At 38.9% G+C, this 24,868-nt stretch carries 25 protein-coding genes; 14 read left to right on the forward strand and 11 right to left on the reverse strand.

All coding sequences use genetic code 11. From position 1 onward, the window contains the following. The first annotated feature begins 70 nt into the window (after positions 1 to 70). From F565_RS0111120 to F565_RS0111135, 4 genes are all read left to right on the forward strand, one after another. A complete protein-coding gene (locus F565_RS0111120; RefSeq protein ID WP_081621334.1) occupies positions 71 to 1,216 on the forward strand; it encodes a T9SS type A sorting domain-containing protein in 1,146 nt (381 codons plus the stop codon). A 471-nt stretch (positions 1,217 to 1,687) separates the two neighbouring features. Next, positions 1,688 to 2,374: a glycerophosphodiester phosphodiesterase gene (locus F565_RS0111125; RefSeq protein ID WP_035642159.1), complete on the forward strand. Its 687-nt coding sequence runs from the start codon at positions 1,688 to 1,690 to the stop codon at positions 2,372 to 2,374. Beyond that, complete coding sequence (locus F565_RS0111130; protein WP_020213305.1) at positions 2,371 to 3,600, forward strand: BaiN/RdsA family NAD(P)/FAD-dependent oxidoreductase; 1,230 nt, start codon at positions 2,371 to 2,373, stop codon at positions 3,598 to 3,600. The genes F565_RS0111125 and F565_RS0111130 overlap by 4 nt, the downstream gene beginning before the upstream one ends. A gap of 3 nt (positions 3,601 to 3,603) precedes the next feature. Continuing rightward, a complete protein-coding gene (locus tag F565_RS0111135) occupies positions 3,604 to 5,337 on the forward strand; it encodes an acyltransferase family protein (RefSeq protein WP_020213306.1) in 1,734 nt (577 codons plus the stop codon). A gap of 76 nt (positions 5,338 to 5,413) precedes the next feature. On the opposite strand, the gene F565_RS0111140 is transcribed toward F565_RS0111135, so the two are convergent. Both F565_RS0111140 and F565_RS0111145 read right to left on the reverse strand, forming a co-directional pair. Beyond that, complete coding sequence (locus tag F565_RS0111140) at positions 5,414 to 6,112, reverse strand: DUF4397 domain-containing protein (protein WP_020213307.1); 699 nt, start codon at positions 6,110 to 6,112, stop codon at positions 5,414 to 5,416. A gap of 98 nt (positions 6,113 to 6,210) precedes the next feature. Next, a complete protein-coding gene (locus tag F565_RS0111145) occupies positions 6,211 to 6,687 on the reverse strand; it encodes a TspO/MBR family protein (protein ID WP_020213308.1) in 477 nt (158 codons plus the stop codon). Positions 6,688 to 6,832: 145 nt separating this feature from the next. Here F565_RS0111145 and mvaD point away from each other — a divergent pair, with 145 nt between their 5' ends. From mvaD to F565_RS0111170, 5 genes are all read left to right on the forward strand, one after another. Next, the gene (mvaD, locus tag F565_RS0111150; protein WP_020213309.1) at positions 6,833 to 7,918 is read left to right on the forward strand and encodes a diphosphomevalonate decarboxylase; all 1,086 of its coding nucleotides are present in this window, start codon (positions 6,833 to 6,835) and stop codon (positions 7,916 to 7,918) included. A gap of 73 nt (positions 7,919 to 7,991) precedes the next feature. Continuing rightward, a complete protein-coding gene (locus F565_RS0111155; protein ID WP_020213310.1) occupies positions 7,992 to 8,930 on the forward strand; it encodes a mevalonate kinase family protein in 939 nt (312 codons plus the stop codon). 1 nt (position 8,931) lies between these two features. Next, complete coding sequence (locus tag F565_RS0111160) at positions 8,932 to 9,525, forward strand: hypothetical protein (RefSeq protein ID WP_020213311.1); 594 nt, start codon at positions 8,932 to 8,934, stop codon at positions 9,523 to 9,525. Between the two features lie 87 nt (positions 9,526 to 9,612). After that, the gene (locus F565_RS0111165) at positions 9,613 to 10,176 is read left to right on the forward strand and encodes a Crp/Fnr family transcriptional regulator (RefSeq protein WP_020213312.1); all 564 of its coding nucleotides are present in this window, start codon (positions 9,613 to 9,615) and stop codon (positions 10,174 to 10,176) included. A gap of 86 nt (positions 10,177 to 10,262) precedes the next feature. Further along, positions 10,263 to 10,652 (forward strand): RidA family protein, encoded by a 390-nt coding sequence (locus tag F565_RS0111170; RefSeq protein ID WP_020213313.1) that lies wholly within the window; start codon positions 10,263 to 10,265, stop codon positions 10,650 to 10,652. A 63-nt stretch (positions 10,653 to 10,715) separates the two neighbouring features. Here F565_RS0111170 and F565_RS0111175 read toward each other — a convergent pair whose 3' ends face one another. Both F565_RS0111175 and F565_RS0111180 read right to left on the reverse strand, forming a co-directional pair. Next, complete coding sequence (locus tag F565_RS0111175; RefSeq protein WP_020213314.1) at positions 10,716 to 11,735, reverse strand: glycosyltransferase family protein; 1,020 nt, start codon at positions 11,733 to 11,735, stop codon at positions 10,716 to 10,718. Between the two features lie 28 nt (positions 11,736 to 11,763). Then, positions 11,764 to 13,119 carry a GH1 family beta-glucosidase gene (locus tag F565_RS0111180; RefSeq protein WP_020213315.1) on the reverse strand — a complete coding sequence of 452 codons (1,356 nt, stop codon included), beginning with the start codon at positions 13,117 to 13,119 and terminating at the stop codon, positions 11,764 to 11,766. Between the two features lie 308 nt (positions 13,120 to 13,427). Here F565_RS0111180 and F565_RS0111185 point away from each other — a divergent pair, with 308 nt between their 5' ends. From F565_RS0111185 to F565_RS0111205, 5 genes are all read left to right on the forward strand, one after another. Next, entirely contained in the window at positions 13,428 to 14,348 is a 921-nt protein-coding gene (locus tag F565_RS0111185) for a geranylgeranylglycerol-phosphate geranylgeranyltransferase (protein ID WP_020213316.1), read from the forward strand. A 30-nt stretch (positions 14,349 to 14,378) separates the two neighbouring features. After that, positions 14,379 to 15,329, forward strand: coding sequence for a pseudouridine synthase (locus tag F565_RS0111190; protein WP_020213317.1), 951 nt, complete (start codon positions 14,379 to 14,381; stop codon positions 15,327 to 15,329). A gap of 2 nt (positions 15,330 to 15,331) precedes the next feature. After that, on the forward strand, positions 15,332 to 15,694 hold the full coding sequence (locus F565_RS0111195) for a nuclear transport factor 2 family protein (protein WP_026300011.1): 363 nt from the start codon (positions 15,332 to 15,334) through the stop codon (positions 15,692 to 15,694). Between the two features lie 138 nt (positions 15,695 to 15,832). Beyond that, entirely contained in the window at positions 15,833 to 16,591 is a 759-nt protein-coding gene (locus F565_RS0111200; protein WP_154652595.1) for a hypothetical protein, read from the forward strand. A 243-nt stretch (positions 16,592 to 16,834) separates the two neighbouring features. Continuing rightward, positions 16,835 to 17,590 (forward strand): NUDIX hydrolase, encoded by a 756-nt coding sequence (locus F565_RS0111205; protein WP_026300012.1) that lies wholly within the window; start codon positions 16,835 to 16,837, stop codon positions 17,588 to 17,590. 80 nt (positions 17,591 to 17,670) lie between these two features. On the opposite strand, the gene F565_RS0111210 is transcribed toward F565_RS0111205, so the two are convergent. The 7 genes from F565_RS0111210 to nuoH are packed head-to-tail and all read right to left on the reverse strand — an operon-like array spanning position 17,671 to position 24,865. Beyond that, positions 17,671 to 19,080, reverse strand: a complete 1,410-nt coding sequence (locus tag F565_RS0111210; protein WP_020213321.1) for an NADH-quinone oxidoreductase subunit N — start codon at positions 19,078 to 19,080, stop codon at positions 17,671 to 17,673. Positions 19,081 to 19,082: 2 nt separating this feature from the next. Next, positions 19,083 to 20,525 carry a complex I subunit 4 family protein gene (locus F565_RS0111215; protein ID WP_020213322.1) on the reverse strand — a complete coding sequence of 481 codons (1,443 nt, stop codon included), beginning with the start codon at positions 20,523 to 20,525 and terminating at the stop codon, positions 19,083 to 19,085. A gap of 9 nt (positions 20,526 to 20,534) precedes the next feature. Further along, positions 20,535 to 22,415 carry an NADH-quinone oxidoreductase subunit L gene (gene nuoL, locus F565_RS0111220; protein WP_020213323.1) on the reverse strand — a complete coding sequence of 627 codons (1,881 nt, stop codon included), beginning with the start codon at positions 22,413 to 22,415 and terminating at the stop codon, positions 20,535 to 20,537. Between the two features lie 6 nt (positions 22,416 to 22,421). Next, the gene (gene nuoK / locus F565_RS0111225; RefSeq protein WP_020213324.1) at positions 22,422 to 22,742 is read right to left on the reverse strand and encodes an NADH-quinone oxidoreductase subunit NuoK; all 321 of its coding nucleotides are present in this window, start codon (positions 22,740 to 22,742) and stop codon (positions 22,422 to 22,424) included. Position 22,743: 1 nt separating this feature from the next. Further along, positions 22,744 to 23,250, reverse strand: coding sequence for an NADH-quinone oxidoreductase subunit J family protein (locus tag F565_RS0111230; protein ID WP_020213325.1), 507 nt, complete (start codon positions 23,248 to 23,250; stop codon positions 22,744 to 22,746). A gap of 1 nt (position 23,251) precedes the next feature. After that, positions 23,252 to 23,797 (reverse strand): NuoI/complex I 23 kDa subunit family protein, encoded by a 546-nt coding sequence (locus tag F565_RS0111235; RefSeq protein ID WP_020213326.1) that lies wholly within the window; start codon positions 23,795 to 23,797, stop codon positions 23,252 to 23,254. Positions 23,798 to 23,818: 21 nt separating this feature from the next. Further along, positions 23,819 to 24,865 (reverse strand): NADH-quinone oxidoreductase subunit NuoH, encoded by a 1,047-nt coding sequence (nuoH, locus tag F565_RS0111240; RefSeq protein ID WP_020213327.1) that lies wholly within the window; start codon positions 24,863 to 24,865, stop codon positions 23,819 to 23,821. Positions 24,866 to 24,868 lie beyond the last annotated feature (3 nt).

A 24,868-nucleotide genomic window follows, 5' to 3' on the forward strand; every position in this document is an offset into this window, starting at 1 on the left:
TGCGTAGCTATTGCGCAGCCATTTTTTTAACCAATTCACTATAACGTTTTCTTTAATTTAAATTTTTTACATGATGAAAAAATTACTTTTATTGAGTGCAGTATTTTTAATGGGTACTGCAATGTCGTTCGCCCAGTTTGCAAACATTGGTATTTTAGGCGGATCTACAGTTACAGGCTGGGGATCGGATACCGATATGGTAACTACTGATGGTATAACGTATACCCTAAACAACGTGGTTATTTCTGTTCCTGATACAGATCCCGGAGTTAAATTCAGGCAGGATGATGGCTGGACGGTTAACTGGGGAAGTGCCGGGTTTCCTACCGGTACCGGTACACAGGGTGGTGCTAACATTCCGGCTACAAACAACACATGGGATGTAACATTTAATATTACCACCGGTGCTTACACATTTGTTCCTGCGGGTGTGGTGTATGATGCAGTAGCGCTTATGGGGGCAGATGCTTCTGTAACTTTTGCAACCAGCGACGGTGTTAATTATTTTGCAGATAACGTTATGCTACAGGCCGGGGCTATGGCCTTTAGGGTTAATGATGCAACAGTGGGTTGGGGTAGTTCATCATTCCCAACGGGAACAGCAGTTGAAGGCAGCGAAATACCTGTTTTAGACAATAGCTATAACATCACTTTTAATAAAACAACAGGTGTTTACAACTTTGGTTACGTTACCATAAGCCTTATAGGTGCCGGTGTTGTTAACTGGGATACTGATACAGATCTTACTACTACAGATGGTGTAAACTATACTTTAAACAATTTTACATTTGCAGGTGGCGAAGCTAAATTCAGGCTTAACCATGCGTGGGGAACAGGCTGGGGTGGTACAGAATTTCCTAACGGTACGGGTAGCACCGCAGGAGATGCGCCAAATCTTGTAATTACGGCAGGCACTTACAATGTAATGTTCAACAGGCTCACAGGCGATTATATGTTTATGGATGTTACAGCAGGGCTCAACAATATTGAGGCAGCTGTATTTAAAGTATACCCTAACCCTACACAAAGTGTTTGGAATTTTAGTGCAGGTAACAATGTTATCAGTAACCTGCAAATTATAGATATTACCGGTAAAGTAGTTTATATGGCCAGTACTGCTTCTGTAGTAGATGCTACAGCTTTTGCATCAGGTGTTTATTTTGCAAAAGTAACATCGGCAAATGCCGTACAAACCATAAGAGTAATTAAGAATTAGTGGGTTTATTTTTATTGATAGAAAAGCGCAGGCCATTACGGTTTGCGCTTTTTGCTTTTTTATTATGCGAATTACACAAATAATAATATACTATAGTTTAATTTTTCACCACAACGGGCACAAGGTTTTTCACAAAGAGCACGAGGTTTAGCCAGATATTATGAATAAAAATTTCAATCCTGGCAAGCAGGATTGAAGTCCACAATGCTTTGTTTATTAGCTTTGTGGACTCCCGCCTACGGTGGGCTATGCGTATACTGTATTCATATCGCCTTGTGTTCTTAGTGAAAAACCTTGTGTCCTTAGTGGTAAACATCAGAAAAACGAATTGTCAACTACATGTTTATAAATAGTATTTAAAAATTCATTTGGGTAAAATTGCAGACGGTTATGACTTTCAGTTTATCTAACAGAAGAACAATACCATCTGTGACTAAATCTATTTATAATATCTTTACAAAAAATTATACTATGGCGGCAATCCTTAAAATAGGGCATCGCGGTGCAAAAGGGCATGCGCCCGAAAATACTATGGCATCGTTTGCTAAGGCTTTAGAACTTGGCGTAGATGGTATAGAGCTCGATGTACATGTATGCGCCACCGGAGAACTTGTGGTAATTCATGATTTTACGGTAGACAGGGTTACTAATGGTACCGGCGAAGTGCATAAACTTTCGCTGGCACAATTAAAAGCACTTACTATAGAACGTGACCACTACATACCCACGCTTGATGAGGTGTACGATTTAATAAACAAACGCTGCTTTGTAAACATAGAACTCAAGGGCAGGCATACTGCTATACCCGTATCTGATTTTATAAATACTTATGTAAAAGAGAAGGGCTATGAATATGCTGATTTTTTAGTATCCAGTTTTCAGCGCGAAGAATTGCAGGTAATGAGCGAGGTAAACCCTAATGTACATTTAGGTGTGCTTACACAGGCAAGCGTAACCCAGGCCTGGCAATGGGCAATGGAGTTTAAGGCTAAAGCCATACACCCACACTTTACGCTCCTTACAGAAAGCAACGTGCACAAGGCACAACAGGCCGGGCTTAAAGTGTATACCTGGACCATGAATGAACCCGAAGATATTGCCCGTATAAAAAACTATAATGTAGATGGCATCATCTCTGATTACCCCGAATTACTATGAGCAAAAAATATGATGTTATAATAGCCGGCGGTGGTGCGGCAGGATTTTTTACTGCCATTAATATTGCCGAAGCTAATCCTAAACTTAAAATAGCCATTTTAGAGCGCGGCAAAGAGACGCTTGCTAAAGTACGTGTTTCTGGTGGGGGCAGGTGCAATGTTACCCATGCGTGTTTTGTACCTAACGATTTGGTTAAGTTTTACCCGCGTGGTGAGAAAGAACTGCGTGGGCCTTTTAACCGTTTTGGTGCAGGCGACACAATAGAGTGGTTTGAAAAACGCGGCGTAGAGCTAAAGACTGAAGATGATGGCAGGATGTTTCCTGTAACAGACAGCTCTCAGACTATAATAGACTGTTTTAATGCGGCAGTAAAAAAAGCAGGTATACAAGTGCTTACGGGCGAAAGTATACAGTCGCTTTATAAGGGCGAGCATGCCTGGAAAATAGAAACCCAAAACGGTACTTTTATAGCGGATAAACTGGTAATGGCAACCGGAAGCAACCCCAAAATGTGGGATATGCTGGCAGAACTTGGGCATACCATCATTCCGCCTGTACCATCGTTATTTACTTTTAATATTAAAGACCCAAGGATAAAAGATCTTATGGGTGTATCTGCATTGGCAACCGTAAAAGTCAAAAACTCCAAGCTCGAAGCGTCCGGCCCATTGCTTATTACCCATTGGGGTATGAGTGGCCCGGGAATATTAAGGCTGTCTGCCTGGGGAGCTTTAGAACTGTTTGCTAAGAGTTATCAATTTGTTATTCAGGTTAACTGGCTTAATGACGTTGATATTGATGAGTGTGATGTTATTTTAAAGGAACTGAAACAGGAACACGCTAAAAAAACCGTAAGTAAAAAATCGCCTTTCGATTTTCCTAACCGCTTGTGGGAAAGCCTTGTTACAGCAGCAAATATTGATGCCGAAACCAAGTGGGCAGACCTTACCCGTAATGAATTACAGGCACTGGCAGCACAGCTTGTTAATGGCGAATATAACGTAAACGGCAAAAGCACCTTTAAAGAGGAGTTTGTTACTGCAGGCGGTGTAGACCTTAAAGAGGTTAACTTTAAAACTATGCAAAGCAAGCGTGTAGAAAACCTTTACTTTGCCGGAGAGGTTATAAACGTAGATGCCATAACAGGTGGTTTTAATTTTCAGAATGCATGGACAGGAGGTTTTATAGCTGCTGAAGCCATTGTAGAAAATAGCGGCTATTTATAATATATGGAGCAAATTTATTTTAGGAAAGATATAGAAGGTTTGCGTGGCCTTTGTGTGCTTGCAATAATATTTGAACACTTAGGGTTACTTTCCGGATTATCTATAGATGTTTTTTTTCTGATAAGTGGCTTCCTGATTACCGGGATTGTACAAAGGCAAAGAGAGGCGGGAACATTTTCTCTTAAAAGTTTTTATATCAGGCGTATACGCCGCATATTGCCCCTGCCATTATTTGTAAATGGTATTGTGCTTATTGCAGGTATTTTGATAATGCTGCCTGATGACCTTGAAAACTTAGCGGAAAGCGTTATAGCTACAAACTTTTTTTCTAATAATATTTTGCAGTACCTTACATTAGGAAGTTACTGGGCGGCAGATGCTGGCTACAAACCGCTACTGCACACCTGGACATTAGGCATAGAGGAGCAATTTTATTTATTTTATCCTGTATTATTACTTTTTTTTAAAAGCAGGCGGTCGTTATTTATAGGGTTACTTGTGCTCACATTTGTATCATTGATTCTTTATTTCAATGCCGGGACCGAAATGTTCCGCTACTATTTTCCGCACACCCGGTTTTTCGAATTGGGCGCGGGCGGGTTAGCTTCTTTTGCTGTAAATGAACTAAAAAAAGCTAATGTAATACGGTTAATAGCTGTATTTGCAATGTTAGCATTAATGTTTTTAGGTGAGTTGCTTTCTATACCCTTTATTTACAGGTGTCCGCTTATAACTATTGCAACTGTACTGTTTCTTTTACCTACAAATACCACACCTCCACGTATATTGATTTTTATATTAGAGAACAGGATGGTGCGCAGTCTGGGAATTATAAGTTACAGTGTTTATATGTGGCACCAGCCAATACTGGCTTTTTTGCGTTATAGTATAAATCCGCAAATTACAGTAACATTTATAGTATGTTATTTAATAGTTGTAATAGTGCTTTCTATTATTACTTATTATACCATAGAGCAAACGTTTAGGTATAAGCAAAACACATCACAATTTGCTTTATTTACCTTTACAGGTACGTTGTTTTTAGCAACAACCATAACATCTTTAATAATTTATTTTAATGCTGGTGTAGTACGTCCGGTTCCTGAACTGGATATAAGAGGTAGTGAGAATGTTGTAAGGAATGCACACGCACTTTATAACGATAGTATATATAAGTTAGATAAACCTTTTGTAAAAAATGGCAAAAGGAAAATCCTAATAGTGGGCCATAGTTTTGCACGGGATTGGGCTAATGTGCTGTTACAGACGAAATATAAAAACTCCATTCAAATTTCGTATATCTATAAACTCCAATTGGCTAAAGATGCAAAGGAAAGAATACAGCAGGCCGATTTTATCTACTTTTCTCCAATGCATAAAAAAGAATTTGAAATGCTAAGCCGGGAATTTTTTATAGATATGGATAAGGTAAAAATCACCGGATTTAAAAACTTTGGAGTTAATAATGGGGTATTTTACACCAAAAGAGGAGACTATGATTATTGTAGCCAGAAGGTTGCTTTATCTCATAAATATATTAGGCTTAATGCGGCTTATAAAAAAGAATGGGGGGATAAATATATAGACCTTATGGGTAAGGTTATGGCTAATGATGGTAAGGTACCCGTATTTACACCTAATTGTAAATTTATAAGCCAGGATTGTAAACATTTTACAAGGGCCGGTGCTAAGTGGTATGCCACACTTTACAATAAGCTTCCTGAACTGGAAAAATAGTAACTAAAATTAAAGGGAGGTGTATTACTACGCCTCCCTTTTCCAATTAACCTAATCTGATAAACAACCTAAAATCTTAATTATGAGGTATTACTTTTGTACTAAATGTATCATTACTGCCGGTAGGCGGAGTTGTAAAGCCTTTAGTGTAAATAGTGTATATTTTCCCTGCCCTAAGTGCAACAGACCTATCCTGAGCTAACGTGTCTTGGGTAGCAGTGGCTTTATAGGTAAAATCATAGTTTCCTCCGGATACTTCAATAAACGGAGTAGCCTGTTTAAAGGCAAGCCCTGTTGCAAAAGTTTGCGTAGTGCCGGTAATATTAATAGGGGCAGCATCTGGCGAAAGGTTAATAAACCTTACGTAAGCTTTACTCGCTGTTGCCGATGTTAAGCTGTCACGGTAAGTAACAATCTCAATGTTGTTAAAAGTATTTACGGCAAAAGCAGTAAACGATTGCCCACGGGTAAGTGTAACAGCTTTTGTAGCAAGTGTTGTGCCCGATGCATTTTTTACAGCTAATATACGGTTACCCAAAGTAAAATTATAATAACCTGCCGCAGTAGCAAATGTAAGTGCATTGTCGTTTATCTTATTTGCATCGGCAAAAAAGAACAGGTCGCCGGATGCAGGGCTCGCGTTGGCAATAATACCATAAGCTGCTTCTGGCTGAGGATAAGAGACATAATCGTTTTCACTGTCTAATGAACATGATGATAGTGCCCCAATAGTCACTACGCAAAGTAGGAGTTTTTTTAAAAATGTAGTTTTCATAGTGTTTAGCTTATTTTCAACCAAGATGCATAAACACTAAAAGGGTTGCGTAAAAAAAATAATTTTTAACGTTTTTTAACTTTACCTAAGCACTGTAGCTATTTATTAAGCCACCATATACTGGCATTAAGTGCTGATGCATAGGTTACCCAAATTAAATAAGGTATAAAAAGATAACCGGCAATTTTACTTACTTTTTTAAACTGTGCATAGGTTTCATAGATCATTAGCCAGAGCAGCACGATCTCTATTAATGCAAGTAACGGGTTTTTCAGGCCAAAAAACAAATAGGACCACAGGGCATTTAGTGCAAGCTGTATGGCAAAATAGGTAAGGCTCTTACGAACCACATCTGCCTCATACTCTATGCGGCCCCAAACAAGCCCTGCTGCAATACCCATAAAAATGTAAAGTGTTGTCCATGCAACAGGAAAAGCCCAGTTAGGAGGGGTAAAGGACGGCTTGTTAAGAGTGGGGTACCATGTGTTTACACTGGTTTGCGTTACATTACTGGACAGGTAACCCACAACAAGGCAGGTAACTACCATTACCAGGATCTTATATAATTTAGACATACGTGTATTTTTTGCAATACCAAAGTTAAAGTTATTACACGAAGATTTGCAGAGAAGGCACAAAGTTTCACAAAGATTTTAGTAGTTTAAATTCCTCAAATTGCATCGGTACAAAAATGCTATCTTTGCACAAAACAGAAAAAGCATGGCATCGGTACACGATTTTATACCTTCAGCATATACTCAAACAGTACAAAACGGCAGCTTTACATTTAGCGCTCCCAGCAATATAGCCCTTGTAAAATATTGGGGTAAAAAGGAAAACCAGGTACCGGCAAATCCATCTGTAAGCTTTACGCTTAACGATTGTAAAACAGTGACTACTCTTAATTTTGAAAAGAAAAATAATAATAGTGAATTTTCATTCGATTTCTTATTTGAAGGCCAGCCTAAAGACAGCTTCCGTCCTAAGATCGAAAAATTCTTTGAGAGGGTAGAGGTTTACCTTCCGTTTTTAAAAGAGTATCATTTTAGTATAAATACCCAAAATACGTTTCCGCACAGTTCGGGTATAGCATCGTCGGCTTCGGGTATGGCAGCACTTGCCATTAACCTTATGAGCCTTGAGCGATTGCTAAACCCTGAAATGACCGATGCTTATTTTTACCAAAAGGCATCGTTCCTTGCGCGTTTAGGTTCTGGTAGTGCCTGCAGGAGTATTAAGGGTAGCGTAGTGGTTTGGGGTGAACATGCAGAGATAGAAGGCAGTTCTGATTTATTTGGTGTCGAATTTCCGGCCACCGTTCACAACGTTTTTAAAACCTACCAGGATACTATTTTGCTCGTAGATAAGGGCGAAAAACAGGTAAGCAGCACGCTTGGCCACGACCTTATGCACGGACACCCTTATGCCGAAAGGCGTTTTGCGCAGGCACATGAAAACTTATCGGCTTTAAAAAAGGCGCTTGTTGAGGGTGATGTTGATACTTTTATAAAGATTACAGAGAGCGAAGCACTTACGCTGCACGCCATGATGATGACCAGCCAACCCTATTTTATACTGATGAAGCCTAACACACTGCAAATTATAAATGCAATATGGAAATTTAGGCAGGAAACCCAACTGCCTGTATGTTTTACGCTTGATGCCGGTGCAAATGTGCATGTGCTGTATCCTGAAAACGTTAGCGCTGAAGTTTTGCAATTTATTACGTCAGAATTACTTGGCTATTGCCAAAACAGTCAGTACATTTGCGACAAAATTGGCACCGGGGCGCAACCCCTTAATTAAACATTTGTTAAGTTAAACTAAGGTGCTGTTTTTTACGTACCTTTATACATAAATAGATACATTACAGACACCAATGAAAGGACCCTTATTTTACTCGAAAATATTGCTTTTTGGAGAACATGGCATTAACAAGGGCTCCAAAGGATTGTCTATTCCCTATAACTTTTATAACGGCGGCCTTAAGGTAGATGATACCGATAGCGAAGTTGCCAAAAAATCGAACCAGAGCCTTAGAGGTTTTGTTGCGTATTTAGAAAAACTTCAGGCAGAAGAGCCGGGCCTTGTAACGTTTGATATTGCCACGCTAAAGCTTAATGTAGAGGCAGGTATGTATTTTGACAGCAGTATTCCGCAGGGATATGGCATAGGCAGTAGTGGTGCTCTTGTAGCGGCCATTTATGACCAGTATGCCGATAATAAGATCACCATTCTTGAAAATCTTACCCAGGAAAAACTGCTTACCCTAAAAAAGATATTCAGTAAAATGGAGTCGTACTTTCACGGCACCAGCTCGGGCTTAGACCCTCTTAATAGCTACCTTAGCATTCCTATCCTTATCAATTCTCACGATAGTATAGAGGCTACAGGTATACCCATGCAAAACCTTGAAGGTAAAGGTGCCATCTTTTTATTAGACTCCGGTATAGTAAAAGAAACCGCCCCAATGGTACAAATATTTATGGAGAGTCTTAAAGATAAAGGTTTCCGTGCCATGATAAAAAACCAGTTCCTTAAGTATACAGATGCTTCTATCGAAAGCTTTTTACAGGGCGATGCGAGGGCACTTTTCTCTAATACTAAAAAACTGAGTAAAGTAGTGTTTAATAACTTTAAGCCCATGATTCCTGTTGAGTTTCATGAACTGTGGCAAAAAGGTATAGAGACTAATGACTATTACCTTAAGCTTTGCGGTTCTGGCGGTGGTGGTTACATATTAGGCTTTGCGCCGGATATAGACAGGGCTAAAAATGCATTAACCGGACATAAAGTTGAGGTAGTTTACCAGTTTTAATATGATTACATGGCTCGATAACTCTACACCGGTAAGTGCTACAACAATAGCATTATTGCGTACTTTTTTTGTGGGTTTTGGTTTAATAATTCCGGCATTACTTTATGTAAAGCCTAAAAAATCACCCGATTTTAAAAATATCTTTATTGCCACATCCATACAGATAATCCGTTTAATAGGGATACTCTATTTTATATTATGGGTTTTAGATGCCCAAAGCGCAACATCTATCGCTCCTGCAGAAGGAGGGTATGCTGTTACCATGGGGCCACCTTTTTACATTGGAGGTTCATTTTACATTTTCTGGCTTACACCACTTATCTTTTTACTTACCACACAGCTATTTTGGATTGCTAAAGTAAGAGCGAATAAAATAATAGTTTTAGTGCTGTCGTTGCTAATGCTTTTAAATTCTTTTAATGTATTCTCGCTCTTGCTAACCAAACTGAAAATAACTATGCCTATAGTGTGGGCATGGCCATCGGCAGATAATGGTATGTTTGCTGTAGCGGTATTGCTGCACTTATTTATGTTTGCCTGTATAGTATTTACCACAATGGTGGTAAGCGGTAGGCTTAAAGAGAATAAAGTCTAAGAAAAATAGCCTGTTTTTAAGGTTTAGGATCCTTTTTATTCAACTATCTTTTCTCTTTGCGGCATTATATATTTATATCTTTGAATAATGCAGGCAAATTTACGCGAACATATAGAAAAAATAATATCGCTTACCGATGATGAGTTTGCTTTTGTACAATCTCATTTTATTACCAAACAGTTCAGCAGGCATGAATTTTTAATTACTTCAGGACAGCCTGTAAAGCATACTTACTTTGTTATTTCCGGACTTATAAAGCTTATTCATACAGATGATAACGCAAAAGAGCATATTGTTGCTTTTGCAATGGAAGACTGGTGGGAAAGTGATTTTCAGGCATTTTATAAGGGTACAAAAGCCACCATGTCTTTACAATGCCTGGAAGATACAACCGTATTGTGCCTTACTTTAGATGGGTATAATAGCTTGTGTTCCGGGCTCAATAAAATGGAATATTTTTTCCTTAAAAAAGCCAATGCGGGCCATATTGCAGCGCAACAACGTATCTTGTCTTTCCTGACTTCTAATGCCAGAGAGCGTTATGAAATGTTGCTTAAGCGTTATCCATCCTTATTTCAAAGAGTGCCTAAAACACAATTAGCTTCTTATCTTGGGGTTTCGCGCGAAACATTGAGCAGGCTTTCTACATAATTTTGACCGTATATTCTTTGTGATGTTTGTCACACCATGATTCCCCCGCTTATCATCAACTTTGAATAAATTTAAAAAATCAATTTATGGAAAAGAGAATCATAAATCCGTGGCAATGGCAGGACGAGCGCAGTTATGTACAGGCCGTTGAGGTGAAGAATGTAACGAGTACCTTATATGTATCAGGGCAAACAGCTATAAGTGCCGGTGGGCAATCAAGTGCTGCCGATATGAAAACGCAGTTACAACTCGCAATACAAAATTTGGAAGAAGTTATTACGCAAGCCGATTTTGAATGCAGCGGTATTGTAAGGCTAAATATATATACTACAAATACAGCGAAGCTTTGGCCTAATTTCCCTATACTTCAGGAATGGATCGCAAAGCATAACATTAAACAGGCTACAACATTATTTGAAGTTAAAAGCCTTTTTGAAACTTTAACCGTAGAGCTTGAAGCTACTGTAGTAAAGTAATTTTTTTTATTGCTGCGCAGAGGTGTTTTAAGGTGTTAAAAGCCTTTTGCGCAGCAATTGTATCTATACTGTTTGTACCGGTGTAAAGTAAGCGTCAGCGGCATGGGTTAAAACAAGTTTATCTACTATTTGCTGTGTAAGGTCAGGATAGTCTACCTTAATGGGTTCTCCATTTAAAAGCCAGTCGGCAATAATATTTTCATATTTAGGTTTCAGGTTTTTTACCACAGGTATACCCATGGCTTTCAGGGATGCTGCGTTGAGTTGCTGCTCATACTGGTTTTTCATTGGGATAACCAATAGTTTTTTACCTAAAAAAAGCGCTTCGGCAGGAGTTTCAAACCCTGCACCGCACAATACCCCTGTAGAAGATGCCATACTTTCTGTAAACTGTTCGCTGTTTATGGGGCGTATGGTAATATTTTTATGCACTACTTTTTTTGTGTTGTGCTTAGAAAAAACATCCCATTTGATCTTGGGATAAATAGAAAGACGTTTTATTAGTGTTTTATCATCATACGACGGTAAATAAACCGTGTAATGCCCTTTGTCAGAAATTTGCTGGTCGCGCACTTGTTTGCGTATAACGGGGGTAGATATGTTTTTGCCGTTAGCTTTAAAATGGAAACCATATTTTGCAGTAACCGGCGCATAATGGTCTAAAATAAAATGCCCCATCCTGTCGGGATGTTCTGCATGCGGGAATGAAGGGTCGAGTACGGCACTTTGGTGGCTCAGTGCAATACATGGCACACTATGAATATAACATGCCCACGCCGATACTGGCTCAAAATCATTTACAACAAGGTCATATTCTTTAACGGGTAATTCCTGAATATTCTTTATAAGTTTCCTTGGGTTACTGCGGCGAATGGTTTTCCATAGGTCTACGCCGCCGCTTTTACCAAATATAAAGCTCAGGCCCCTAAATTGGTACTTAACCTTATAAGGCAATTTAAGGTCGCCCTGTATGCCGCTAACAAGTATATCTACACAGCCATGCTTTTCCAGGCACGGAATAATATCAACAGCGCGGCTTAGATGCCCGTTACCTGTACCCTGTACTGCATAAAGAATTTTCATTCGTTGTTTAATTATTAGTTGTGTAATGCTATTCTAAAAACTCTTTAAACCAAAGCCCCGATTGTTTAATGGTACGCTTTTGCGTTTCAAAATCAACATGGATGAGCCCAAAGCGGGCATGGTATCCTTCGGCCCATTCAAAATTATCGGTAAGGCTCCATACAAAATACCCTTGCACATTTACGCCTTCCTGTTTTGCCTTAAGTAATTGTGCCAAATGGTCCTGAATGTATTTTGTGCGTAATGTATCATTAACCTGGCCATCTGTAACTACATCCGGAAAAGCCGAACCATTCTCTGTAATCAGTATTTTCCGGATCCCTATATATTCGTTAAACCTTTTTAATAAATGATAAATAGACTCAGGGTATACTTCCCAGCCCATCTCGGTCAGTGTTTTAATGCCTCGCTTTTTTGCTGATATAAGCCTTGCGCCCATGTATGGTGTAAAAAAAGATGCCTTAACCACTTCCCGGGTATAGCACTGCAGGCCAATAAAATCGAAATCAAAAGCCATAGCCTCAACATCACCAGGCTGTATGTAAGCATTCATGCGCCTTACTACAGGTAAATCTTCCTGAGGGTAGCCCATACCTAATATAGGCTCTATAAAAGCTCTGTTAAGTAATGTGTCTACGCGCTTAGCGGCAGCAATATCTCTTTTGCTACCCGATGCAGCTTCTATATACGTGCAGGAAAATGTAGTGCCTATGTTGCCATCCTTAACAATATCTCTCAATACTTTGCCTCCGGCTGCGGTAGCAAGTGTAACATGGTGCACTGCCTTAAGGTAGTTGTAGATGCCCCTCCTGCCGGGAGCATGTATGCCTAAAAAATATCCGGCTCCTGTAAATACCGATGGTTCGTTCATAACCATCCAGTTCTTAACGCGGTCGCCAAAGCTGTTTGCGCAAACGGTAGCATAATCCGTAAGCCAGTTAATGCTTTCGCGGTTGGTCCATCCGCCTTTAAGTTCAAGAGCATGGGGCAGGTCCCAGTGGTATAGTGTAACCCATGGTTCTATGCCGCACTCCAGTAAAAAATCTATAATCCTGTTGTAATGGTCTATGCCTGCCTGGTTAACGGGTAACTGCCCGGTGGGCATTATGCGCGACCAGCTTAATGAAAACCTGAAATTCGGGATGTTTAATTCGCGTATAAGCGCAACATCATCTTTATAGCAATTGTAAAAATCGCAGGCATCCATAGCATGGTGCCCGCTTTTTATCCTGCCTTTTTTTGCAGTAAAAACATCCCATATAGAGAGGCCTTTACCATCGGCTTCATGCGAGCCTTCTATCTGGAAGGCAGCCGTAGCAACGCCCCATTTGAAATCGTTTCCAAACAGTTCTTTATTCAATTGTAAATCAGGGGTTAAATCCATTCAGCTAATACGATGCTCTTATTAGTGAAGAAAAGTTGACTTCATTGCCCTTAGCAAAAGCCACTCCCTGAACGATACCAGATATTTTAAGATGAAAGTTTTCATACTTATGCTTTTATTCAAAGTAATGTTATTATTGTTAACTGGTAATCAATTGGTTATTATTAAATTGTTAAGCTGCAATAAGCTTGTACTTTTGAATATATGCTTTTTTAAAGTATTATAAAATTTTTAACCCCTTTTACTTTTATCTTTACAAGCCGTTACAATAAATAAGGCAAAAAAAGGTTAAAAACTAAAAGCACTCTATGGCATCAAGGAAAACTAAACTGGTACTGGTTAAGATATTCAGCCTGTTTTCTGTGGTGCGTGGTTATAACATCCCTGTTATAGCGTTGGCGCAATACCTTTCAGCCATTTTTATATTAGATAAAGAGCGCCGTGCCCTCGATGTACTGCTCGATGGTAACCTTTTTCTTATTGTACTGGCATCATCGTTAACCATTGCTTCGGGCTACATCATCAATAATTTTTACGATGCGCAAAAGGATTTAATTAACCGGCCTAAAAAATCCATGCTCGACAGGCTTGTAAGCCAGGGAACCAAGCTACAGGTATATTTTGTGCTTAACTTTATAGTGGTGTTGCTTGCCTTTTTAGTTTCGTGGCGGGCAGCGGTGTTTTTTTCGGTATACATATTCCTTATCTGGTTCTATTCGCACAAGCTTAAAAAGTACCCGTTAATAGGCAACCTTACTGCGGCTTTGCTGGCGGTGCTGCCTTTTTTTGGTATACTCATGTACTTTAAAAACTTTTATGAGGTAATTTTTGCGCATGCTACATTCCTGTATTTACTTATCCTTATACGTGAACTTATAAAGGACCTTGAGAACATTCAGGGCGACCTCGTGGCTAATTACCGCACCATACCCGTAATGTTTGGCGAAAAGGTGGCAAAGAATATTATTATGGTGCTTGCATTCTCTACGCTTATACCTGTTTACCTTTTAGTTGATGTATATGAGGTGGGGTATATGGACATCTATTTTTACACAGGCATGATAATTATGATTTTTTTCCTGTTCAAATTATGGAAGGCCGTGAGCCGTGAAGACTACCAGTTGCTGCATAATACCCTTAAAGCGCTCATTGTGGCGGGAGTATTTTGCATTGTACTTATAGATCCCTCTGTTTTAGTGCATGGCAGGCAGTTGTTATCTGCCATTTAATCTTATCTTTGCAAAAATATTTGCATTATAATGAGCAACGGTAACAGCAGAAATGGCGACACCTCAGGACGAGGCGGCAATGACAGAAAGAAAAGCAACGGTCCATCTAAACCACTTAACAAGGCAAGGAAGCCCGGTACTAAAAAAGCTGCACCTGCAGGTGATGGCGCTGCACCTAAAAAAGACGGCTTTGTAAAAGGGAAACCAGGTTTTACAAGAAGGCCGGCCGACAGGGACCGCAAACCTGCAACACCTAAAGTACCGTCTAACCCGGACGAGTTACGACTTAATAAATATATATCAAATTCGGGTGCCTGTTCGCGCAGGGATGCCGATATTTATATACAATCGGGCAACGTAAAAGTAAACGGTGTTGTTGTTACCGAGATGGGGCACAGGGTGAAACTTACCGATAAAGTTGAATTTGACGGAAGGATGATAACTCCTGAGAAAAAGGAATATGTGCTGCTTAACAAGCCTAAAAACTTTACTACCAGTGGCGACGAGGAAAACGACCTTCGTAACGTAGCCGAACTGGTGCGTGGTGCTACACCTACTAAGCTACACCCCATAGGCCGTATGGATAAAAATACTACAGGGCTTCTTATTTTTACCAATGATACCGATATGGTTAGGAAGTTTGGCCTGCCAAACCAAAAATCATTTAAAATATATCAGGTTACTTTAGATAAGAACCTGAAGTTTGAAGACCTTGAAAATATTGCTGCGGGCGTAATGCTTGATGGCCACAGGTTATTTATAGACGAAATAAGCTATATTGAAGACCAGCCAAAAACAGAGATAGGCCTTAAATTACGTACACAGAACGTTAAGGTAGTGCGTGCTATTTTTGAATCGTTTAAATATGATGTTCTTAAGGTAGACCGTGTGGCTTATGCCGGCCTTACTAAAAAGAATTTACCTCGCGGTAATTACAGGTTCTTAACTGAGCAGGAAATTATAAACCTTAAAAACGTTTAGTCTTGGAGCCAAGAGATATTGAGTATATAGCTATGCAATGGATTGAGGCTTTTAATACCCGCGACCTCGACAGGCTTTTAAACCTTTATGCTGATGATGCCGAACACTTTAGCCCTAAATTAAAAGTGCACAAGCCGGAAACGGAAGGTTTAGTTAAGGGTAAAGACGCTTTGCGCGACTGGTGGGAAGGAGCTTACTTGAGGCTGCCAACACTTTTTTATAAAGTAAACAGCCTTACGGCCAATAACTATCGTGTGTTTATGGAATATACCCGTACTGTGGATGGCGAGCCTGATATGGCAATTGCCGAAGTACTGGAACTTAGAGATGGCAAGATTGTTTTCTCGCGTGTGTATCATGGATAGGAGACAGGTGCTTAGAGACTTAGATTCTTAGCAAGTAGATTTTTTCTAAAAAATATAGAACCCGGCAATTTGTCGGGTTTTTTGCTATAATTACTTTTTTGTATCTACATTTACAATTAGGTATTTAATATCAATGTTATGAAAATGAATGTTTTAATGCTTATTCTTGCAGTTTTCGCTACAACTAATGTTTTATCACAGCAACCTAATACTACCAGATGGGTTATTAACAAACATAAAGATAGCGATACGACAACTGTTAAGGTAAACAGCACATACTTTTTGTTAGGCACATTAAATGATTATGCAGGCAGGAACTGGGGTTTAAAAGAGAACCTTTTTGACAGGTATTATCCCTACGAAAAGCCATTGATGGGTTTTGTTGACAGCTTTGTAAAAAAAGATTTTAAGATTAATCTCGTTGAAAAAGATGGCTGTTACTTTTCGAATGAGTTATACAAGAAGATGAACTCTTTTTATAAAGGCAACAGGATTGTTGATACTTTGTTATTTGATAATAGTCAAAACAAATTGTCTTTTTTACTTGGCGCTTATTACAGATATGGCTCTAAAATAGGTAATGGTATTTACAAGATACAGTTGGCAAATTCACCAAAACACAATGAATGCTATGCCATACTTAAACAATTAAATTGCAAAAATATTTATTTTAAACGACTTGATAATATACCCACCATTTACATATTATATTTTGAGGCCACCGGGCCTATCCTGAAATACTTTGATGCTATAGAGCCGCAAAAGGATAAATTATTTGAATCGTTTGTAGAATCGTTTAGGAAAAGTATATCTGTAGCTGATTTTAAAGAGCTATATAAAGAAAATCAAAAGGATGAACACCGAATGATAATTTCACTATTTAAGAGCCATAAATAATAAAAGTAATAGATCCTCTAAATACAAAGCATAAAAAACCACCGCGCTCGTGCGGTGGTTTTTACCAACAAAACACTCTATAAAAAAATATTATGGTCAGGTTTATAGATTTCCAAAAATACAAAAATAAATGCTTCTTTTAGAATCAATAATTTCTTTATGGTATTTGTTTTTTAGAAACCATAGTTAAAAATTGTAAATTTTATACATGTTACCGGAGATTTACTATTTTTGTTTTTAATTATGGAGCAGGAAAGTTTAAAAAGTTTATTAGAGAAGAGGTCAGAAATACTTTGGAAAGATTGCATTCCTCATATTTCTATTGATTGTGTGGTATTCGGATTTCACGAATCATCCTTAAAAGTTTTACTTGTCAGGCTAAAGGATCAGGAGCTTTGGAGCCTGCCCGGTGGATATATGGGCAAGGATGAGGAAATAAAAATTGCGGCAAATCGTATTCTTAATGAAAGAACCGGGGTCAGGGATATTTATTTACAGCAATTTAAGGTTTTTGCCGACCTGAACCGTTCTGAAGATTTTTTTGAGGGCTATCCTGATAATTTATGGCACAAACAACGATTTATATCGGTAGGGTTTTATGCATTAGTCAATTATACTGATGTTGTGCCTGTGGCCGACGAGTTTTCCGGTGATAGTGAATGGATAGATATAGACAATTTACCTGCCATGATGATGGACCATCGTAGTATATTTGATAAGGCATTGCTTACCCTTAGAAGACAGCTTAACTATAAACCGATAGGTAATAAACTTTTACCGGAAGAGTTTACCATGCCCGAACTGCAAAAGCTATATGAAATAATATTAGGCAAAAAGCTTAACCGTGGTAATTTTTACCGCAAGATGATAGGTTATGATATCTTAGATAAACAAGAGGAGTCGCGTAAGGGAGGAGCACATAAAGCACCTAACCTTTATAAGTTTAACATAGAAAAATATACTGCCGCACTTCAAAACGGTTTTAAAGAAGGATGGTAATACAATAATAAAAACATGCTAATTAAAAATGGCGCTGTACAATTTGTACAGCGCCATTTTTATTATGGTAAATTACATAATTACCTCATTAATTGTAATATCAGTTCCGGGCATAAACCTATGCCTATATTTATAAGTATGGCAATAACTGCAACAGCACTGTAAACAAATGGTACGGTATTATTATCTTCCTTATTTTCTATACTTTCTTTAGAATACATGGCTAAAATTAATTTAAAATAATAACCAACAGCGATTATAGAGTTTATAACAGCAAATACAACAAGTATCATCCTGCCTTTGTCTAACACCTGGTTAAACAGGAACATTTTACCAAAGAACCCTGAAAATATTGGTATACCTGCCATAGATAGTAGTGCACATGTAAGTACAGCAGCCATTAAAGGTTTAGTTTTACCAAGGCCATTAAAGCTGTACACCTCTTCGTTGCCTTTGCTGCTGCTTACATACAGCACCACTGCAAAAGCTGCAATACCGGCAAGTGTATAAGCAAACGCATAATAAAACAGGTTGCCCTGTGCAAATGTGAGATCCCTGAACTGGAACGCCAAAAGCATATAACCCGCATGCGATATACCGGAGAAGCCCAGCATACGCTTTACATTAGTTTGCTTTAATGCCATAAGGTTACCTATTGTCATAGACAATACGGCAATGATATTTATTGTTGTAAGGAAACCCGGTAAATGTGGGTTAAGTGTCGTTATAAGTTTAAAGAATGAAGCCATTGCTGCAACTTTAGCAAGAGTACTCATAGTAGCCGTACTAAGCGCAGGAGAACCTTCATAAACATCCGGTGCCCAAAAGTGGAAAGGAACAGCGGCTATTTTAAACATTAGGCCAATAGTAAGCATTACTGCGCCTATGTTGTACCATGATGGCAACGCTTCCCTATCCATTGCATTAATGGTTAGCATGTTGAACGATCCTGTTGCACCATAAATAAGAGCAATACCAAACAGGATTATACCCGATGCAAAAGCTCCCATAAGAAAGTACTTCATACCCGCCTCGTTACTCTTAACATCTTTAGGGTTACTGGCGGCAAGTATGTATAAGGATATAGACAGAATTTCGATGCCCAAAAAGAACATAGAAAGATTGCTGAACGATATCATGGCAATTGCACCGGTAAGCAAAAAAAGTTTTATAGCAACAAAATCTGACAGTTTTGCCTTGTGATTTTTATGGAATTCCGGGCTTAAAGCCACCAAAAAGGCGGTTAGCAGTATAAATAGTGCAGAGAATGACAGTGCAAATTTATCGTTTATGATCATGTTGATATAAGGCTCTTTATCAAAGCCCAAACCTAAAATATCCGGATTTTTACTGAATATCTTTGCTCCCACAAAAGCAAGAACACCAAGAAGGCCGGCAACAGTAACGGGTACGATTGCTTTTCTAAGGTTAAAAATCTCAGCTACAAGGCATATTATACCTAATCCTGCAATAGCTATTAAAATATCCATTCTTAATTAAATCGGTTTATGAAAACTAAAGTCTTTTCCAGTTCGGGTGTAATAAAATCTATTAAAGGTTTAGGGTATATTCCTAAAAACAATAATACAGCAAGTATCAATACAAGGGCAAGGCCTTCATTAAAAGTAACATCTTTAAACACTTTTGTGTTAGCTTCGCCAAGCATTACATATTGAAACATCCTTAGCATATAAAATGCTCCAAGTATTATTGTTGTACCGCCTATAACGGCAAGCCATATATTAGCCTGCGCAAGGCTGTAAAGCAATTCAAACTCACCCACAAAGTTAAATGTTCCCGGCAACGCAACAGATGCCAGTACCAGTATAAGGAACATCGATGTAAATTTAGGCGACTGAAGGCGTATGCCTCCCATTTCGCTTATTTCCTGCGTGCCAAATCTGCGCTCTATAATTTCAGCAGCAAAAAACAGGCCTACAACACCAAAGCCGTGGGCAACCATTTGCAATACTGCACCCCTAAGGCCATCTAGTGTCAGGGTATATGTTCCTGCAGCAATAAGGCCTACGTGAGCAAGAGACGAATAAGCAAGGAGCTTCTTAATGTTATTTTGTTTTAAAGCCAGCACAGAGCCGTATATAACGCCTGCTATACTTAATCCTATTAGCAGGTACTTGTATTGTGCAGCGGCATAAGGTGCAATAGGCAATTGCCATCTTATAATACTGTATAATGCCATTTTAAGCATGATACCAGATAGTAGCATAGTACCCGCTGCCGGAGCTTTTTGATATACATTAGCCTGCCATGTATGAAAAGGTATTAAAGGAATCTTTATTGCGTAAGCTAAAAAGAATGCGAAAAATATCCATATCTGCTCATTTTTAGTAAGTATGGCGGTATATAAATGTACGTTAAGGAACGAGTGCCTTTTTTGGTACAGGTATATAAAAGCAACAAGCATAAACAATGAACCTGCAAACGTATAGATAAAGAATTTTATCACCGCTTTTTTGCGTTCTTTAGCATCGCCGCTGCCCCATATAAGAGCTATAAAATATATTGGTATTAACGATAGTTCCCAGAAAATGTAGTACAGTAACCCATCTACAGCCAGGAAAGTACCTACCATAGCAAATGCCATGAAAAGTATAAGAGCGTAAAATGACCTTGTTTTTGGGAACAGGTTTCCAAAAGAGGTAAATACAATTATAGGTGTAAGTGCTGTTGTAAGTAAAGTCATTGCAAGCGATAAGCCATCTGCCTGCAGGGCAAACAATACCATAGGATTATGTATCCATAAATGCATAGAGTTTACTTTATGGCCTGTGCTAAAAAGATATGTTAGGTATGCAGTGGCGGCAAAAGCTGCAAAGCTAAAAATTAGCGCCGCTTTAGAGGCCCATTTATCGCCAACAAAATATGTTGCCCCTGCGCCAAACAATAGAATAATAAGTATAAAAGATACGTCCATCAGTATGAATTATTTTACCAGAAATATATAACCTATAATAGAGCAAACGCCCAGTACAAAAAACAAAAGATAAAAACCTATGCTGCCGTTTTGTATTGTTTTACCCTCGTTGCCTAACAATACAGCCACTTTGCCCAATCCAAAAATAAAGGCAGATATTGCAACCTCTGTAACATTTTTAAAGAAGCTGCCTATGGCATATATTGGTTTTACAATTATTGCGGTATAAATTTCGTCTACATAATATTTGTTGTACAGTACTCCGGCTACACCGGTAATCTCGCTGTCCTGTGGCGGTACTTCGCCTTTGCTTATGTATTTATTATATGCCAGGCCAATACCTAAAAAGGCACCTGCCACAGCGATACCCATAAGGATATATTCAGTTGTGCCTAAATGCTCATGTACGGCAGGTTTAGCAATTACAGGGGCAAGATATTCGTTAAGCCAGCTCATTCCGGGAAAGCTTATCGCACCACCAAAAAAGGCAAGTATAGCCAACACTACAAGGGGGAATGTTATAAGCGATGGCGATTCATGTAAATGATGCTTTTGTTCTTCGGTACCCCTAAAATCTTTGTAAAAAGTTAGGTATACCAGGCGGAACATATAGAAAGCTGTCATAATAGAAGCTATAGAACCAATAACCCATAATGGTTTATTATGATGGAAGGCCGTTAGTAGAATTTCATCTTTAGAAAAGAAACCTGATAACGGTGGTAAACCTGATATGGCAAGCGTTGAGATTAGGAAAGTGATAAATGTTATCTTCATTACTTTACGAAGTCCGCCCATGTTGCGCATGTCCTGTTCGCCATGTAAAGCGTGTATAACAGAACCCGATCCAAGGAATAAACATGCTTTAAAGAACGCGTGTGTTATTACGTGGAAAACAGCTACCTCATAAGCACCAAGTCCAAGGGCAAGGAACATTAAGCCTAATTGCGATACTGTAGAGTAAGCCAGTACTTTTTTAATATCGTTTTGTACAAGCCCTATAGACGCTGCTACTAACGATGTTATTGCACCAACTATAGCTATAATTTCAAGTACATCCGGTGTAAGGTTAAACAGGAAGTTAAGCCTTGTTATCATAAAGATACCTGCTGTTACCATGGTAGCCGCGTGTATCAATGCCGATACCGGAGTAGGGCCGGCCATTGCATCAGGTAGCCAGGTATATAATGGTATCTGGGCACTTTTACCACAGGCACCTATAAACAGGCATAGCATGGCAACACCTAATAATGATTCGTTTATTGGCCATTTATTATCTATCATACTTTTCATGCCTGTAAATTCTACAGTATGAAAAAGGTATCCTAATATAAATATCCCAATAAGGAAACCAAGGTCGCCAATACGGTTCATGATAAATGCTTTCTTGGCAGCATCGTTATAATCCTGGTTTTTATACCAGAACCCAATAAGCAGGTACGAGCAAAGCCCAACACCTTCCCAGCCAATAAACATAATAAGCAGGTTGCTGCCCATTACCAGCGTTATCATAAAGAAGATAAACAGGTTAAGGTAAGCGAAGAATTTATTAATATTTTCGTCATCATGCATGTAGCTGATGGAGTAAACATGTATTAGTGTACCAATACCGGTAACGAACATAAGCCATAGCAGCGATAACTGGTCGAGCTGAAAGCTAAAGTTTACACTAAAATTTTGTAGTGTAAGCCACTGAAAAAGGTCTACCATAACGGGAACCTTAGTGCTGCTTACCTGTAAAAAGAAAAATACGGTTACTGCAAATGATACTGCCACGGCAATAGTGCCAAGCGTACCCGATAGTGTCCTGCTTATTTTTTTACCAAAAAAGATATTGATTAAAAACCCTGCAAAGGGGGCAAATAGTAATAGTAAGGCCAAATTTGTCTCCATCGGGCGTTATCCTTTTAAATTCTTTAAGTTATCAATATCAATACCGTTGTGGTTTCTAAAAACCGCTACCAGTATGGCAAGGCCCACAGCAACCTCTGCAGCGGCAACCGCCATAGAGAAAAATACAAATACCTGTCCGGCTGCATCCTGGTGGTAAGTAGAAAAAGCTACCAGCAAAAGGTTAACGGCATTAAGCATAATTTCTATAGACATGAACATAACAATGGCGTTACGCCTGTACAATACACCAAAGATACCTATGCAAAACAGCAGGGTAGCGAGGTAAATGTAGTTGTCTATGCCTATTTCCTGTAAAATATTTTCCATACTAACTATTGATGTGTTCTTTTTTAGATAATAGTACCGCACCTATCATAGATACTAAAAGTAGTACCGATGCAAATTCAAACGGAACCATATAATCGTTAAGCAATACTTTACCCAGTACCTGTATGCTTTGGTAATCCTGTCCGGATACTTTATACTCCCTTAATGCCGGCTGCGCCTTAATAAAAGTTGCAAGCAGTACAAATGCCACAAGGCAAAATGATACTACGGCAGCAATGCGCGAAAGTATAGGTTTGTGCCGTTCGTCTTCTTTATTAAGGTTCATAAGCATTATGGTAAACAGCATAAGGATCATGATGGCTCCTGAGTATACAATAATGTGTACTATAGCTAAAAACTGCGCATTAAACATAAGGTAATGCCCGGCTATAGAAAAGAAGCATAGTACAAGGTAAATGGCACTATGTATAGGATTTTTACTAAGTATAGTTAAAAACGCAGTACCAAGTGTTATAGCCGATAAGATATAAAATACAATTGTTATCATATTAGTTAGCCGTTTGCATTTGGGTATTCCTGATAGCCATATCAAGCGGCATAACAAGTTTCTCTTTTCCGTAAATAAATTCTTCCCTGTCAGTGTTAGATTTTACCATTACCCTGCTTTTAGTAAGGTAAATAGCCTGTTTAGGGCAGGCTTCTTCACACAGGCCGCAAAAAATGCAGCGCAGCATGTTTATTTCATAAATAGAAGCATATTTCTCTTCCCTGTACAGGTGTTTCTCCTCCGGCTTGCGCTCCTCAGCTTTCATAGTAATAGCTTCTGCAGGGCATGAAAGGGCACAAAGTCCACAGGCAGTACAACGCTCACGGCCTTCATCATCGCGCATAAGCATGTGCTGTCCGCGATAAACGGGGCTAAGTTCACGGGTTTCTTCAGGATATTTTATAGTAACCTTTCTTGTAAAAAGGTGTTTTATAGTAATCACAAGGCCTTTGGCAATTGCCACAAGGTACAGGCTTTCCAGAAAGGTCATCTTTTTATTAGAAACCTCAATTTTCTTTCCCGATAATGATATGTTTTGTATTGACATTTTATTTATCGTTTAACCCTGTTACAGGTGTAAATTATTATCAAAAAATAAGATTAATATACCTGTTACTACAATGTTTGCTATTGCAAGAGGTATAAGCATCTTCCAGCCCAGTTTCATAAGCTGATCGTAACGGAACCTTGGCACCGTCCAGCGTATCCACATGTAAAAGAATATAAAGAAGCATATTTTTATAAATAACACCCCAATTCCTAAAATGCTCGCAATGTTTGCGCCTGCATTATCCTTAACCCAGTCCATACCGGGATAATTGTAAGCCCCAAAGTAAAGTACTGCTAATACTGTAGACGATATAAACATGCTCGCATATTCAGCAAACAGGTAAAAGCCCATTTTCATTGATGAATATTCGGTATGGTAACCACCTATAAGTTCTGCCTCACACTCGGCAAGGTCAAAAGGGGTACGGTTAGTTTCTGCAAAAGAACATACTAAAAATATTAGGAACCCTACAGGCTGGTATAAAACATTCCATCTCCAGCCGTGCTGGCCAGCTGCAATATCGCTAAGGCTAAGGCTTTGTGTCATCATTGTTAATGCAATGATAGAAAGTCCCATAGCAACTTCATACGATATCATTTGAGATGCAGCGCGCATAGCACCCATTAGGGAGAATTTATTGTTTGATGCCCATCCGCCTATCATGATGCCGTAAACACCTATAGACAGTACACCAAAAACGTAAAGGATACCAATGTTAATATCTGTTGCCTGAAGCACCACATCACGGCCCATAATATTAAGGCTGCTTCCCCACGGAATTACGGCACTCGTCATTAAAGCGGTTATCATAGATATGGCCGGGCCACATATAAACAGGAACCTGTTTTGTGTAGCAGGGAAAAATTCTTCTTTAGAAAATAGTTTTAAACCATCGGCAAGCGGCTGTAATATACCACCCGGACCCGCGCGGTTAGGGCCTATCCTGTCCTGAAGCCATGCGGCAATTTTACGCTCGGCTAAGGTTTCATACATGGCAAAAAGCATGGTAATAGCAAAAATTGCTACTATAAATATGCCTTTCTCTATAATAATTGCTTGATCCATAGT

The sequence above is a fragment of the Flavobacterium rivuli WB 3.3-2 = DSM 21788 genome (assembly GCF_000378485.1).
In the GTDB taxonomy this organism is placed as follows: Bacteria; Bacteroidota; Bacteroidia; order Flavobacteriales; family Flavobacteriaceae; genus Flavobacterium; species Flavobacterium rivuli.